This window comes from Tritonibacter scottomollicae, from assembly GCF_003003215.1.
Taxonomy (GTDB): Bacteria; Pseudomonadota; Alphaproteobacteria; order Rhodobacterales; family Rhodobacteraceae; genus Epibacterium; species Epibacterium scottomollicae.
On record NZ_PVUF01000011.1, the window covers coordinates 116,256 to 129,624 of the forward strand.

At 60.6% G+C, this 13,369-nt stretch carries 13 protein-coding genes; 5 read left to right on the top strand and 8 right to left on the bottom strand.

What is annotated here, in order from left to right; all coding sequences use genetic code 11:
• The first annotated feature begins 82 nt into the window (after window positions 1-82).
• Together CLV89_RS16135 and CLV89_RS16140 are read left to right on the top strand one after the other, a co-directional pair.
• Window positions 83-688 (top strand): exopolysaccharide biosynthesis protein, encoded by a 606-nt coding sequence (locus tag CLV89_RS16135; protein WP_106164693.1) that lies wholly within the window; start codon window positions 83-85, stop codon window positions 686-688.
• A 111-nt stretch (window positions 689-799) separates the two neighbouring features.
• Window positions 800-1,000: a hypothetical protein gene (locus CLV89_RS16140; RefSeq protein WP_106164694.1), complete on the top strand. Its 201-nt coding sequence runs from the start codon at window positions 800-802 to the stop codon at window positions 998-1,000.
• A 159-nt stretch (window positions 1,001-1,159) separates the two neighbouring features.
• On the opposite strand, the gene CLV89_RS16145 is transcribed toward CLV89_RS16140, so the two are convergent.
• The gene (locus tag CLV89_RS16145; protein WP_106164695.1) at window positions 1,160-1,342 is read right to left on the bottom strand and encodes a DUF3008 family protein; all 183 of its coding nucleotides are present in this window, start codon (window positions 1,340-1,342) and stop codon (window positions 1,160-1,162) included.
• 189 nt (window positions 1,343-1,531) lie between these two features.
• A complete protein-coding gene (locus CLV89_RS16150; RefSeq protein WP_106164696.1) occupies window positions 1,532-2,455 on the bottom strand; it encodes a PRC-barrel domain-containing protein in 924 nt (307 codons plus the stop codon).
• 524 nt (window positions 2,456-2,979) lie between these two features.
• On the opposite strand from CLV89_RS16150, the gene CLV89_RS16155 reads away from it, so the two are divergent.
• Complete coding sequence (locus tag CLV89_RS16155; RefSeq protein ID WP_106164697.1) at window positions 2,980-4,545, top strand: phospholipase D-like domain-containing protein; 1,566 nt, start codon at window positions 2,980-2,982, stop codon at window positions 4,543-4,545.
• A gap of 100 nt (window positions 4,546-4,645) precedes the next feature.
• Here CLV89_RS16155 and CLV89_RS16160 read toward each other — a convergent pair whose 3' ends face one another.
• A complete protein-coding gene (locus CLV89_RS16160; RefSeq protein WP_106164698.1) occupies window positions 4,646-5,551 on the bottom strand; it encodes a formate/nitrite transporter family protein in 906 nt (301 codons plus the stop codon).
• A 421-nt stretch (window positions 5,552-5,972) separates the two neighbouring features.
• Here CLV89_RS16160 and CLV89_RS16165 point away from each other — a divergent pair, with 421 nt between their 5' ends.
• Window positions 5,973-7,682, top strand: coding sequence for a mechanosensitive ion channel family protein (locus CLV89_RS16165; RefSeq protein WP_106164699.1), 1,710 nt, complete (start codon window positions 5,973-5,975; stop codon window positions 7,680-7,682).
• A gap of 104 nt (window positions 7,683-7,786) precedes the next feature.
• Here CLV89_RS16165 and CLV89_RS16170 read toward each other — a convergent pair whose 3' ends face one another.
• Complete coding sequence (locus tag CLV89_RS16170; protein WP_106164700.1) at window positions 7,787-8,542, bottom strand: sulfite exporter TauE/SafE family protein; 756 nt, start codon at window positions 8,540-8,542, stop codon at window positions 7,787-7,789.
• A 77-nt stretch (window positions 8,543-8,619) separates the two neighbouring features.
• Here CLV89_RS16170 and CLV89_RS16175 point away from each other — a divergent pair, with 77 nt between their 5' ends.
• Entirely contained in the window at window positions 8,620-9,309 is a 690-nt protein-coding gene (locus tag CLV89_RS16175) for a FadR/GntR family transcriptional regulator (RefSeq protein ID WP_243395043.1), read from the top strand.
• A 16-nt stretch (window positions 9,310-9,325) separates the two neighbouring features.
• Here the strand turns inward: CLV89_RS16175 and CLV89_RS16180 are convergent, their stop codons facing one another.
• The 4 genes from CLV89_RS16180 to CLV89_RS16195 form a co-directional block, all read right to left on the bottom strand.
• The gene (locus CLV89_RS16180) at window positions 9,326-9,883 is read right to left on the bottom strand and encodes a PqiC family protein (protein ID WP_106164702.1); all 558 of its coding nucleotides are present in this window, start codon (window positions 9,881-9,883) and stop codon (window positions 9,326-9,328) included.
• A 1-nt stretch (window position 9,884) separates the two neighbouring features.
• Window positions 9,885-11,969 carry an MlaD family protein gene (locus tag CLV89_RS16185; protein WP_243395044.1) on the bottom strand — a complete coding sequence of 695 codons (2,085 nt, stop codon included), beginning with the start codon at window positions 11,967-11,969 and terminating at the stop codon, window positions 9,885-9,887.
• Window positions 11,966-12,601 carry a paraquat-inducible protein A gene (locus tag CLV89_RS16190; RefSeq protein WP_165798143.1) on the bottom strand — a complete coding sequence of 212 codons (636 nt, stop codon included), beginning with the start codon at window positions 12,599-12,601 and terminating at the stop codon, window positions 11,966-11,968. Before CLV89_RS16190 ends, CLV89_RS16185 begins: the two co-directional genes overlap by 4 nt.
• Before the next feature lie 82 nt (window positions 12,602-12,683).
• On the bottom strand, window positions 12,684-13,313 hold the full coding sequence (locus CLV89_RS16195; RefSeq protein ID WP_106164703.1) for a paraquat-inducible protein A: 630 nt from the start codon (window positions 13,311-13,313) through the stop codon (window positions 12,684-12,686).
• Between the last annotated feature and the right edge of the window lie 56 nt (window positions 13,314-13,369).

Here is a 13,369-nt window from a genome sequence, read left to right on the forward strand (position 1 = left end):
CTGGCTTCACCAGGCACGCGCAATGGAACGTGATGCAGAGCAGGGCGTTGGATAGATAGCCAACAGCACAAGGAACCGTTCAATGTCCGACCCCGCGCAGACCACCAGTGTCAATCAGATCGTTGATCGTCTTGCCCGCCTTGCGGATCAGGATCGGGTTGCGGTGGCCAAGATCATCGAAGTGTTTGGCACGCAGTCCTTTCTGCCTGTCTTGATGGTGCCCGCGCTGTTGGTCGTGTCACCCCTAAGTGGTATTCCGCTTTTCTCGTCCCTCTGCGGGATCACCATCGCTGCGATCTCGTTGCAGATGGTGGCGGGTCGAGAACATCTCTGGCTGCCGCAGTTCGTGGTCAAACGGTCACTGGAAGGCAAGCGTGCCCGTGAAGCGATCGACAAGCTCCAGGGAGTTGCCAGTTGGCTCGACAATCACTCTCGTGACCGGTTCCAGCCCTTGCTGCGCTGGCCGGGGCGTAAGCTCATTCAAACGCTGTGTCTGTTTTGCGGTGCCGCGATGCCATTTCTGGAAATTGTGCCCTTCTCATCGTCGATCCTTGGCACTGCGGTCTTGCTGTTTGCGACGTCTTTGCTGCTGAAAGACGGTCTTTTTGCGGTGTTTGGATTGGTCGCGATGTCGTCCGCGGCAGCTGTCCTGCTGACGGTCGCTGGATCCATCCAAGGCGCCATATAGCGCGCTCGTCAGACTTCGCACCCTGCCTCCAGAGTATCAGCTGGAACCTATGCGCGCGCCACGCGTTCTCCTTCTGAACGATCTTTTGCAAACACAAAGGAGGGTGTCTGAATGAAATATGGTTGGAGATTTGTTTTTATACCGCTTTGGGTTCTTTGTATTTCAGGTGCCGCTTTGACGGCATTTCTGATTGCAGATTGGCTTGCATGGCAAGCGTTTGCGGTCGCCATTGCTATCGGCCTGATCGTTGGCGTGCCTGCGGGGCTATGGACCACTTTCAAGGTCCGACGTAATGATCCGGCTTGGTCGTGAGTGAGCGAAGCACCTGAGACAATAGCGCCCGTCGTTGAACAGCGACGGGCGCTTGTTGCATTGTAGGCTGCTTTGGCAGTGCGGCCATGTTTGGCCAGAACTAGACATGCCTCGTAGTCGAACTGGTGGCCGTTTTTCAGGGCTGCGCACGATCAGAACTTACTTCACATGGTCAGGTTTCTGCTCGCGATCACCGCTGGCAAACTCCTCCAGCTGTTCTTCCGACATCGATTCATACATGTCACGAGCGGCGCCCTTCAGATCGTTCTTAGCCGTTTCTCCACGTTTGGCAGAGAGCGCAGCGCCGGCTGCCTTTTGTTGTGCTTTGGATTTTGCAGGCATGTCTGATCCTCCGATTTTGGTATTGGGTTGAGATCCTAAGTTGGGTTTCAAGGCGCGATGGACACTCTGCGTGTCTTGCCTATGGCGTGGCCTGAGTGCGCGCGAGACCTGCATGTAGAGAGAGGGGGTGCGCCGTAGCGCACCCCCCTTCAGCATATTCTGAAATGATTCACCGGTCATGCCGGCGACTTAGCTCTCATCCCAGGCCGGCATTGCCTCCAGCTGTTCTTCTGTGGCCTGTACATGCGCGCGCAGGTCGTCGCCTCCGACGCGGGTGATCTCAACTTGATCCACTTCCAGCGCGACTGCCTTTTCGCCGATGCCAAGGAACCCGCCCACGTCGAGAATGATCGCGTCCAATTTCCCTTCATCCGTCAGGGTGAGCTCGCTGACCTCGCCGACCCATTCGTCATTGGAGCCGTAGGCTGCGGCGCCCAGAAGCTCATCCGTGGTCATCTGCGCCAACTCTACATCGCGGGTCTGGCTTTCACGCTCTTGCTCCCACATGCGGGCGTCTTCGGTTTCGCTCGCTCGGTACCAACCTTGGTCTTCGGCGCGGGTTTCGTCAAAGTCCTCAGTTTGGTCGAACGTGGATTTCCCACCGGAATAGACCATGAAGAACGCGCCCTCATCGTCAGCATCCTCGACAAACTGGATTTGGTTCAGCGAGATGTGCTTTTCTGTCTCGCCCACGCCCAGAAAGCCGCCTGCATCGACGATCAGACCCTGAACCTCGCCATCGCGGCGCATCAGAACGTCTTCTACTTCGCCAACCATCTGCCAGTTGTTTTGAACATCGGACACGGCCCTCATATGGCCCGCAAACGACGTGTCATGGCTCTTGGTCTGCATGGGTTGCTCACCGGTTGCGGTGTTTGTGGCAGTGTCACTGGGCATCTTGGCGCCCGTCTCGGCGTCGCCCGAGCCCGACACTGCGTCCCCTGTTTCATCAGTGGGCATATAGATTTGGTGATCCAGCAGGTTGCTTACCTTGATCTCCATGCTTTGCATCTGATCATAGCCGTTGGTCTCTGCTTTGGACATCGTGTCCTCAGCCGCCACGGGCAGTGCGATCATGGTGGCGAGAGCGGTGGTTGTGAAAAGATGTTTCATAATTGGCTCCTCGTATCGTGTTACTCGGATACAGGGTGTTAGCCTGTCGATCAGTCAACGCATCGCGGGGGCCAGTGTTTCATTGTCACAGAATTTTTTTGCAGTACCTTCAAATAGTATGTTCTAACAAAAGGATAGCGCGGTTCATCCGACCTGCTCTTCACCTCTGGCCTGAACCGTGCGGGTTGATCGTCATCGCCTGCGCTTCATCAGTGCGTCAGCCAGGCAGTGACCGACAAGCGCTGCGACGAAAACTCTCTCAAGATCGCGGGTTTGTTATGGAACGTTCAAAAGGGCACAGCGTTGGAACCTGTAAACAATTGCGCGGGTTTGAATGAACTAACCCCGTGTCAAAGGGCCCATCACCAAGAGGAGTAGACCCAAATGATGGCGCAAGACCAGCCGGGATTGTTCGCATGGCAGTCCCGCCATTGCTCTGTCGCAGAGTGTTTTGACTGCGCCATTCACCCGATTTTTCTCACCCCTAAGTCAGTCTGCGAGCTGCGCAAGAAAAAGGACCTGTCATGACGTGTTCCGAGGATGCAGCGCGAGTTCCGAGCGAAGGGGTGGAGATGCTGATGACCGCCGCCGAGGCCTTTCCGGAAATGGAGCGCGCCTTTCTCAACTCCCGGACCGAAGTATGGGCCAGTTTACGGGTGTTTGACCTGCAGACCCGCTTGCGCAGTGAGGTCGGTCAACGGATCGGCTCGACGTGGGAGGATCTGATCATCTATGTCCTGCGCCGGGGCGTCACACTCAATATTATTGTGTCCGATTTCGATGCGGTGATGGCAAATCCGCTTCATGTTGGCACATGGCAGACGATGCGCCACCTGCGCGCCGCAGCTCTCCGTGCAGGTCCGGACGCGAAACTGAACCTCACCGCGGCGGCGCATCCTGCGCGGGTTGGGGGAATGTGGTGCGCGTTGTTCTGGCCTGCGGTACGCAGTCGTCTGAACGGCGTGCTGGAGGACCTCAACCAGCTTGAACCTGCCGAGCAGGACCAGCGTCTGGCCGAAATGCCGGGTCTGGATGGCTATGTGCGACGCGACGGCAACGGGCGGCTTTGTGCGCGGCTCTTGCCGGTGCGTCCGCTCTTGCCTGCAACACACCACCAGAAAATCGCCGTTTTTGATCGCCAACGCCTATATATTGGCGGGTTGGATCTGGACGAGCGCCGGTTTGACGACACGGGACATCACCGGCGCCGTGATGAGACCTGGCAGGATGTGCAGCTGATGCTGGATGATCCCGAAATCGTGGCAGAGGGACAGGCGCATCTGGAGAGCTTCCTCGACATCTGCGCTGGCACCAAAGAGCCGCCAAAGCGCAAACACCTGCTGACCACCCTGTCGCGACCGCGCGACTGGCCGAACCATGTGCCGGGGCCGCGTCAGGTCGATGCGACCCTGAAGGAGACGCATCTGCGTCGAATCAGGGAGGCCAAGCATCTGATCTATCTTGAATCGCAGTTCTTTCGGGACACGGAGCTTGCTGACGCTCTGGCAGAGGCCGCACGGGAGAAGCCCGACCTTGGCTTGGTCATGGTGCTTCCTGCCGCTCCCGAGGATGTGGCTTTTGACGGCAACACCGGATCAGACGCGCGATACGGCGAATATCTTCAGGCGCAATGCATCGCCAAGGTTCAGGATGCCTTTGGCGCACGGGCGGTGATCATGTCGCCGGTTCAGCCCGTGGCAATGGCCGGTGATGGACGTGACACGCTTGCGGGATCGCCGATCATCTATGTTCATACCAAGTTTTCCGTCTTTGATGATTGCCGCGCAATCCTGTCTTCTGCCAACCTGAACGGCCGGTCGATGACCTGGGATACCGAGGTGGGGGTGGAGCTGCGCCAAGCGGATACGGTGGCCGCCATGCGCGAGCAGGTCTACGGACACTGGCTGCAGATGGCCCCTCCGTCGCGGTTCCTGGACCCTGAACGCGCAGTCGAGGCTTGGCGCGCGCAGGCCGATGCGAACCTGGCCGCCTCCCCGGAAGAGCGCACAGGGTTTCTAGTGCCCTACGATCCTGCCCCGGCTGCAGAATTCGGACGCCGGCTGCCTTTGGTGTCGCAAGCCATGGTGTGACGCTTCGGTAGGTGCCGGGGGCGGCGCCGCGTGGAACGGTTGCGTTGAGCGTCAGCGTGCATGACCCCACGCGGCAGCAGGTCAGGCCATGCCATTGGTCTCAGCCGTCCTGTCCTCCATCGCCAGACCCGGCCCCGTGGCGGACCTCATCATAGACCTGTCCCCAGGCAAGGATCGCAAAGATCGCGGTGCCGCCGATGATATTGCCCAGCAGGACAGGGAAGAAGTAGCCGAAGGCGGCAGCAGCGGGTGTCATCGTGCCTGCAAGAAGCATGATCCACATCTCTACGGAGCCGGCGATGACATGTGTGAAATCTCCCGCAGCAATCAGCCAGGTAAAGGTCAAGATGACGAAGAATGCATTGCCTTCAGCCGAAGGCATCATCCAGACGATCGCCGCGACCAGAACACCGGCGGGAATGGCGCGAATGAAACTGTCGCCCGCGCCCATGGTGACGGCGTGATCGGACAAGGCAATGACGGCCTCGGCCAGCTCCGCACTCAACATATTGGTTTTCGACATCATCAAGGCCGCCAGTAGGGCTCCGACAACATTCGCGGTCAACACAACCGCCCAGAGCCGCAGCATAGCAGACAGCGCCTTGCGGGACTGACGTGCGAGAACCGGAAGCACCGTGGTGATGGTGTTCTCTGTAAACAACTGCATCCGGCCAAAGATTACGACCAGAAAGCCGAATGAGTAGCCGAAATTCTCGATCAGGTAGCGGCCCGCCATATCCTGCGGCAGATGCTGACGCAAAATCCCTTCGCCAAGCACGGAGAGGCTGATCAATATTCCGGCTGCCAGCCCGGACCAGATCAGGGATGGCATCGGTCGTTCCAGCTCCTCCTCGCCGTCGCGGCGGATGACCTCGTAGATCAAGCGGGATGACAGGCGTGTCGCTTTTGTAACCGATTCCTCTTCCGCCTCATGCTGGATGGCGTCTTTTTCCAGGTTGTCGGTTTCGCGGTGGGCGCTCTTGTGACCGGCTTTTTGGTCTTTCATGATATCCGTCCGTTGCGGCCACAGAGGGCCAAGGCGCGCGCTTTTGGCCTGAGAGGAGATGCATGGTTTCTTGCGGATCGGGCCACCATGTGCGTCGCGCGCGGCGCTAGGGCCGTGTCGGGTTGGCGGGTATCCATCGGTTGCCCCATCTCACACGCATCCTTTCTCATCACTCGGCGCTACCGAAAGAACACGCAATGGCGTTGGTTTGTTCCGCGTGTCTGGCGTGGCTGTCGTGCAGCCGCACATTGGCTTCGGTCAGGAAAAGGCAATTTTTTCGGAACAGCCACGCGGTGCCGGGGGTTCTGTCATCAAAGTACAGCGCGCTTTCCGACTGATCCGCATCGAAACAGGGCGAACTGTCGGTTTGGGGCGGCGCTGTTGCTATCGCCACTTGAGGGACGGAACGCAGTGAGCCACGATGATGCAACATCGCCTTGATATATATCGCAGTCTTGCATTTGGTGCCTGCGCCATTGTGATCCTGTGCCTCGCCGCGGTTGCAGGGCGGGCGCAGGACACGCGCGGATTCTGGTACGAGACAGGCTCCATCAATCAAGGGCTGGCGGCGGTGGAAAACGACCTGTTGGAGCGGTCGACCCCAAGACAGACGATCCGCGCATTTCTGGCTCAGACAGAAGCGGGCGAATTCGAACGCGCCGCCCACTACCTCAATCTGGCGCGGACAGATCCGGCACAACAAACCACCTTGGGTGCGGAAAAAGCGCAAAAACTCAAGGCGATCATCGACCGTCAGGTGTGGATCGACTGGTCAGACCTCTCGGCCCGCCCGGACGCATTGAGGGACGTCGCCGCCAAGTCAGGGTCCAGCCCCCGTACCCCGCGCCGCGACCTCCACATTGCAACTCTGGAAACAAGGGATACGGCCTATGATATCCGGATTGCACGGTACAAGCCCGAAGGTGCCCCGGCGGTCTGGTTGTTTTCGCCGCAGACGGTCAGCAATATCGACCCGCTCTATCGGGCGTTCGGGCCCGGACGCTATGAAACCCTGATCCCCGCCGTACTCAAGGACAGCTTTCTCGGGTTATGGATCTGGGAATGGCTTGCGTTGCCCACCCTGGGCCTGGCGGTGTTGTTGCTGGGCTGGGGCGTTCATGCCGTCGTCTCATCCATGGCGGGCAGGGTGGAGCGGCCCTGGCTGAAACGCGGCCTTGAGCGCAGTCGTCTTCCGCTGTGCATCCTGTTCATGGCGGGTGCAGGACAGACCGTGCTGTTGCAGGTTTTTTCGTTTTCCGGTCCTGTTCAGACCCTGCTGAAGCCCACATTGATCATTTTGATGGTCTGGGGTGTGGGGATGACGATCCTGCGCCTGTTCGATGCGCTCTTGCAACGCCTCACGCTGCGTTTTGTGGGCGAGATCGATGACAAACGCGGACGGGACGAGCGAGAATTCTATACGTCGATTTATGCTTTGCGACGACTGATTGTGCTTGTGATGGTGGCGGTTGCGCTGATTGTCATCCTGTCCCAGCTCAACCTGTTTGAAAGTGTTGGGATGACGCTTCTGGCGTCTGCGGGGGTGTTGACTGTTGTCTTCGGCATCGCGGGGCAGGCGGTGTTGGGCAATATTCTCGCCTCGCTTCAGATCGCCTTTGCAAAGCCGGTGCGGATTGGCGATGCGATCCTGTTCGAAGGCGACTGGGCCTATGTTGAATCGATCTTCTACACCTTTCTGCGTCTGCGCACCTGGGATCAGCGCCGGATCGTCATCCCGGTCACCTATTTCGTTGCCCGCCCGTTCGAGAACTGGTCGGTCGCCGACGCCCGCATCATGCGGGTTGTCCATCTGTGCCTGGACCCGCGCGCCGATGTGGAATGCCTGCGCCAGACCTTTGCGGAGCTTTTGCGTGCCGACCCCGATATCGACGAGGTGGAGGGGGCCTGTACCTTCGCCACAGAACAGACCGCAGAGGGGCTAACGGTCAGTTTCTATGCCATGATGCCCGACCCATCGACCGGGTGGATCATACAAAGCCGGTTGCGGGAGCAGTTGCTGGCTCATGTGCGCGACACTCATCCCGATTGGCTGCCCCGTGAGCGGGTGATGGACGTGGGCCAAGATGCCGAGGGCGGTCGCACGCGGACTGCTGTCCGCACCGCCGGGTAAAGGGTGTTCGGAGACCCAACGGTTCAGGGGTGTCTATAGCCTCTGGACTCCTATGAGGCGGCAAACCTCCCCTGATGTGGGACCTGCGGCTTCATTTTCAGGTCTCATCCCGAATTTTGTAGAAAAAACAGAGCGGTCATTGCGACGCCGACCGTCACGATGAAGGCGCGCAGCAGTCCGACCCTGCGCATCCGCTTGGCACAGAGGGCGCCGACATATCCGCCGAGCGCGCAGGACAGGCCAACAATGAACAGCGATGGCCAGTCGATCAGTCCTGCGGCGGCATAGGTCAGAACCGAAACAACGGAGAGCACGGCCGAGACTAAATTCTTGAGCCCGTTCATCTGATGCAGGTCTGTCATGCCGATCAGGCCAAAGGCGGCAAGCAGCATGATGCCGAGGCCGCCGTTGAAATATCCGCCGTATATGCAGACCGCCAGTAGCAACCCCAGTGCGACGGGACCGGTCACGCTTTTACCGCTGCGCGACAGCTGGCGCACGACGATAGGGCCAAGGGCAAAGGCCAGCGTCGCCAGCAGCAGCAGCCATGGCACCACGCCTGAAAACAGATCCTGCGGGGTGATCAGCAGCAATACGGCGCCAAGAAACCCGCCGACCACAGTTACCGCAAGGATCCGGTTCAGGTCCGCGCGCGCGTTGCCGGATATGTGATCCCTATAGGCCCATGCACTGCCGATATAGCCGGGCATGGCCGCGAAGGTGGCGGTGGCATTTGCCATGATGGGCGGCACACCCGCCCAGACCAGCGCGGGGAAGGACAGGAAAGTGCCGCCTCCGGCGACCGCGTTTAGAACGCCAGCGCCAAAGCCTGACAAGGCAAGCACGAATAGTGTGAGCATGGTCAACCTCCCGAAACGACAGGTCTATTGCATGTGGGTCGAATGGTCTGCAAATTGGTCTGAAATGGGAGATGCGCGTGGCACGTGTGCAGCAGGTGTTGTTGGATCTGAGGGGGCTGCTTGGTCGCGGCGGCATCGGCGCGGGGGAGCGCCTTCCCTCGGAACGGGAGCTATCGCGACAGCTGGGATGCAGCCGTCAGACGCTGCGCGCGGCGCTTGATGTTATGGAACATGCCGGTGAGATCTGGCGACATGTGGGGCAGGGCACGTTTTACGGTCCCCGGCCTTTGGGTCATCCGATCCGGGAGAACATTCTGGTTCACGGGGCCTCGCCCGACCAGCTGATGCAAGCGCGACTGACGCTAGAGCCGTCGGTCGCAGCCGAGGCGGCGCGGATCGCCTCCCCGCAGGCGGTGGCCTATCTGTTGCAGTTGGTGCGCAAAGGACGCGCCGCCACCACCCGAGGGGCCTGTGAGCAGCTTGACGCGGCCTTCCATCGCGGCCTCGCAGAGGTGACAGGCAATCCGATCTTGTTGGGATTGCTGGATTACCTTGCGGGGGTGCGGCGGCACACGGCCTGGCAACGGGAGTGGGAGGCAACCTACCGCAGGCTCGGCGTTGCGGAGTTCACTGACCACCACAGTGCGCAACATCAGGCGGTTGTGACCTGTATCGGCGCGGGTGACGCCGCCGGGGCGGCACATGCAATGCGACGCCACCTCGACACCGTGGCGGATGCCATGCGCGCGACCGGGGCGCAGTCCTGACAGATCGTGCAGAGCGTTACATCGACAGGGCGACCTGACGCGACAACTCCGCAAGGGCGGTGGACAATGCGCGTGCGGCAGAGGCCGCACCGGGGTCCTCGACAGGCGTCTCAATCTCAAAGCGTTTGACGAATTCGCGAACGCGTCCCTCGGGAGAGGAGATCGCAAACTGGCCGGAGAGTTCGAACATGCCGTCGGCGCGGGCGTAGCTCTGGTCGACACGCACATCCAGGCGCACGTCGGCGGGGGTATTCAGCGGCCAGGGTTCCACCGCGACGGATGCACCTGTCCGATCACTCAGGCCGCGCGCCAGCGCGACCGACATGCCACGCGCCGGATCATCGGCCCATTGGGCTGCGTCCTCGGCAAACAGCGCGCCGCCTTCGCCTTCGGACACGATTTCGGAGGCCGAGGCATATGTGGGGAGCGACACGAGCCGCACCTCGATCGAGCGGGACTGCAGATTTGCGATGCGCTCGCCCGGCATCGCTGAAATCAGATATCGCGCATCATTCGACCCCGCACAGGCCGTGAGCGCAGACAATAGACATACGGCTGACAGAAACTTTTTCATCTTACCTACCAAATACCAGAGAGTTCGGGTCCCGTTCGATCTTGCGGGCCAGTTGTGACACGGCGCGCGCGGCTGATTTGACCTCACGCAGGGCGTCGAGGGTCTCGGAATTGAACGTGGAGCGCCCCCCATAGGACGCAATGAGATCTTCGGACTGGGCCACGAGCCGCTCCAGGCGTGATGCCAGTTGCGGTAGCCCTTCGGTGGCGCTGGCCACGGCGTCAGCCGCATCGCGCGCCGAAGCCATGGTGGCGTTGGCATTCTCTACCAGGCCGCCCTCGCGCAGCTCGGCCAATGTCCTGCGCATTTCCCCCAGGGCATCGGAAAGCGCGGCGGGCAGGGCGCGGGCCTCTTGCGTGCCAATCACCGCGTCCGCGCTATCCATCAGCTGACTGACTGAGCGGATCAGCTCCTCGGCTTCGAGCGAGTTCGCCTTGGCAGCAAGGGTGCGCAAATCGTCGACCAGTGCCGGGAGTTCGTTCGAGGCGGTGGCAAAATCGGTCGCGGCGGCGCTGCCCTGCTCCAGTGCTGTGGTCAGGTTTGCGACGGCTCTGCCCTGTTGCAGTTCGGTCAGAATGGCGCGCAGATCCACCACCGTGGCATGGAGTTCGCCGGGCAGGGCGCGGGTGCCGGGATCGCTGACCAAGGCGCGCGTGTCTTCCAGCAGCGCCACAGCTGCGGCGGGCGCCTGACGCGTGCTGTCCGCCGAGGCCAGTGCCTCGATACTGGACAGGGTGCTGATCGCCTGCGCCATCAGCTCCTCGACGGGAAGCTGGCTGATGCGCTCCATTGCGCCTTCTGCTGTGGCGGTGAAGTCGGGCAGATCCGACGCGGTGCTGGGCAGTTCCGGGTAGGGCTCTGCGGTGCGGTCAAATTGCGCGGCTTCTGGATTGTCGAGCCGGACAAGCTCTACCATCAGCTCCGGGCTGAGCAGACCCGCAGACGCAAGCCGCGCCCGCAGCCCTCCGTCCACGGCTTGTTCGAGAAAGTTCAGGACATCTTCTTCGCCGGCGCCGCGTGGCAGGCCGAGCAGCGAGGGTTGCAGAAGCAGTTTCGCCACCAGCCGCACATCCGCATCGGCGGTGTCGCTTTGGATACTTGCGGTCAGGCTGTCGACTTCGCCGACCTTGATGCCGCCCAGTTTGACGGCGGCACCGCTGCTCAGCCCGGCGACGGATTCGCCAAAGGCCACGGACACGGCCACGCCACCTGCCAAGGATCTGGAGAAAGCAGTTCGTCGCGCCGTGGACTCGTCGGGGTAAATGTCGAAAACGGCGCTTGAATTGACCGGGCGGCCACCTTCGAACACGGAGTCGAACTGGATGCCCCCCGACACCAGAGAGGCGAGGCTTTCGACATCAAGCGACAGGCCTTCCGCTCCGAATGAGACGGTGAAACCGGATGAATCCCAGAACCGGGTGGCAGAGGTGATCCGTCGGTCATGCGGCGCGTCGATAAAGGCATCCACGACGATGCTGTTGCCACTGACGGTCAGGCGTGGATGCTCCAGCCGTCCGACTTCGATGCCGCGAAACAAAACCGGCGCGCCTTCGGTGATCATTCGACCATCTTCCGTGCGCAGGGTGATCCGCCGCCCGTCCCGGCCGGGTTGCACCAACGGCGGGCGGTCAGTCCCGACAAAGAGTGTCTGTGCCACGCCGGGCGTCTGATCCCATGCGCCGGCGATATAGACCCCGGAGAGGACGGTGCTGAGGCCGGAAATCCCCTGTGCGCTGACCTCGGGGCGCACCACCCAGAAGGCGGCGTCTTCGTCCAGGAAGGGGGCAATATCCTTGTCGACCCGGACCGCAACGGAGACTTTGCTCAGATCCGGGGCAAAGCCGACCTCTTCGACCCGTCCGATCACCACATCGCGGTAGCGCAGCGTGGTTTCATTGGCGACAATCCCGGAGGCGTTCTCAAAGGTGATGTAGACCAGCTCGCCACGGTCAGAATAGCTCTTCCACGCGATCCCCAGTGACACCACCAGCGCCAGCAGCGGCACCAGCCAGACCAGCGACAGGTTGCGCCACATGGACGGGCGGTGATCGGAAACCTTTAGGCGGGCGGGTTCAGGGGTGCTCATGACTCATCTCGCTTTTCCGCGAGCCACATCAGCCGCGGATCGAAACTCTGGGCTGCCAGCATGGTGAAGGCAACCGACAATGCAAAACTCACCGCGGCAATACCGGGACTGATCGCGGCGGCAAAGTCCAGTTGCACCAATGCGGTCAAAATAGCGACAACAAAGACATCAATCATCGACCAGCGTCCGATGAATTCGACCACCTCATAAAGGAGCAGCCTGCCATGTGTGTCGAGCGTTGGGGGTTTGCGCACAGACAGCGCGAGAAACGCAATGGCCAGGAATTTCGCAATGGGGATCACGATGCTTGCAAAGAACACGATAAAGGCAACACCATAGGAGCCATGGTGCAACAGTTCCAGAATGCCGCCCATCAAGGTGTTCTCCGATGCACGGCCAAAGGTCACGGTGCGCAGCATCGGGTAGATGTTGGCTGGGATATAGGCAATCAGCCCGGCAATGAGCCAGGCCCAGACACGTTGCAATGAGGCAGTCTCGGAGAGCTCAAGGCGGCTTTGGCAACATGGACACACCCGCGTGCCGCGCGGTGCCACGGTCCCGCAGGCGCGGCAGCCGACCAGACCGGCCTCTGCGGCCGTCAGGTATTGCTGAGAGTTTTCAGGAGGTTCCAAGCGAAAATATGACCTTTGGCGGCTGTCGGCAGCGGAATAGCAGTCGATCTCCTGTCCGCATATAGCGCATCCGCGCGAATTATTAAATTTCGCTCTGGCCAGAGCTGCGTATTTTGAGTGTTTTCCGTACTGTAAGTCTGCAGATCGCACTGTCGGTAAGGATTGTCACCACCAGCAGCGCGGCGAACGCCCAGAACGCCGGGCCAAGTTCAACGCGGGCGAGGCCGGAGACTTTGACCAGAGCCACGGCCACGCCAATGATGAAGATCTCGGCCATTGCCCATGGTTTGAGCCGCTCTGCCCAAGTGTAGACCCTTGCCGCCTGCGGTGCTGGACGCCAGCCGATGGCCATCGGGGCAAGAGTGTATATCAGGGCGCAATACCGGGCAGCGGGGAGGAGGACGATCAGAAAACCGGTTGCCAACGACAAGGGCGCCATCGGGCCGCTGGAAAATGCCATTACCGTATCAAGGACGGAGGCCCGGTGGGAGAAGCCCTGAGCCTCCAACGCCAGAAAGGGAAAGCAAGCGGCGGCGATCAGCAGGATCAATGCTGTGAGCGATAGCATCGCGATCCGGGTCATTGCGCCCGATTTCGGAGCCGCGAGAACCGTGCCGCAGCGGGCACATTTGGCGGTTGAATGCTTTTTCACATCCTGATCGTGGTGCAGGGCGTCACAAACGGGGCACGCGATGATCTGGTCTAGGTTCATGGGATGAGATCCGGGACAAGGCCCTTGTGTGAGGTTGCATGCGCGCACGGCCTGTT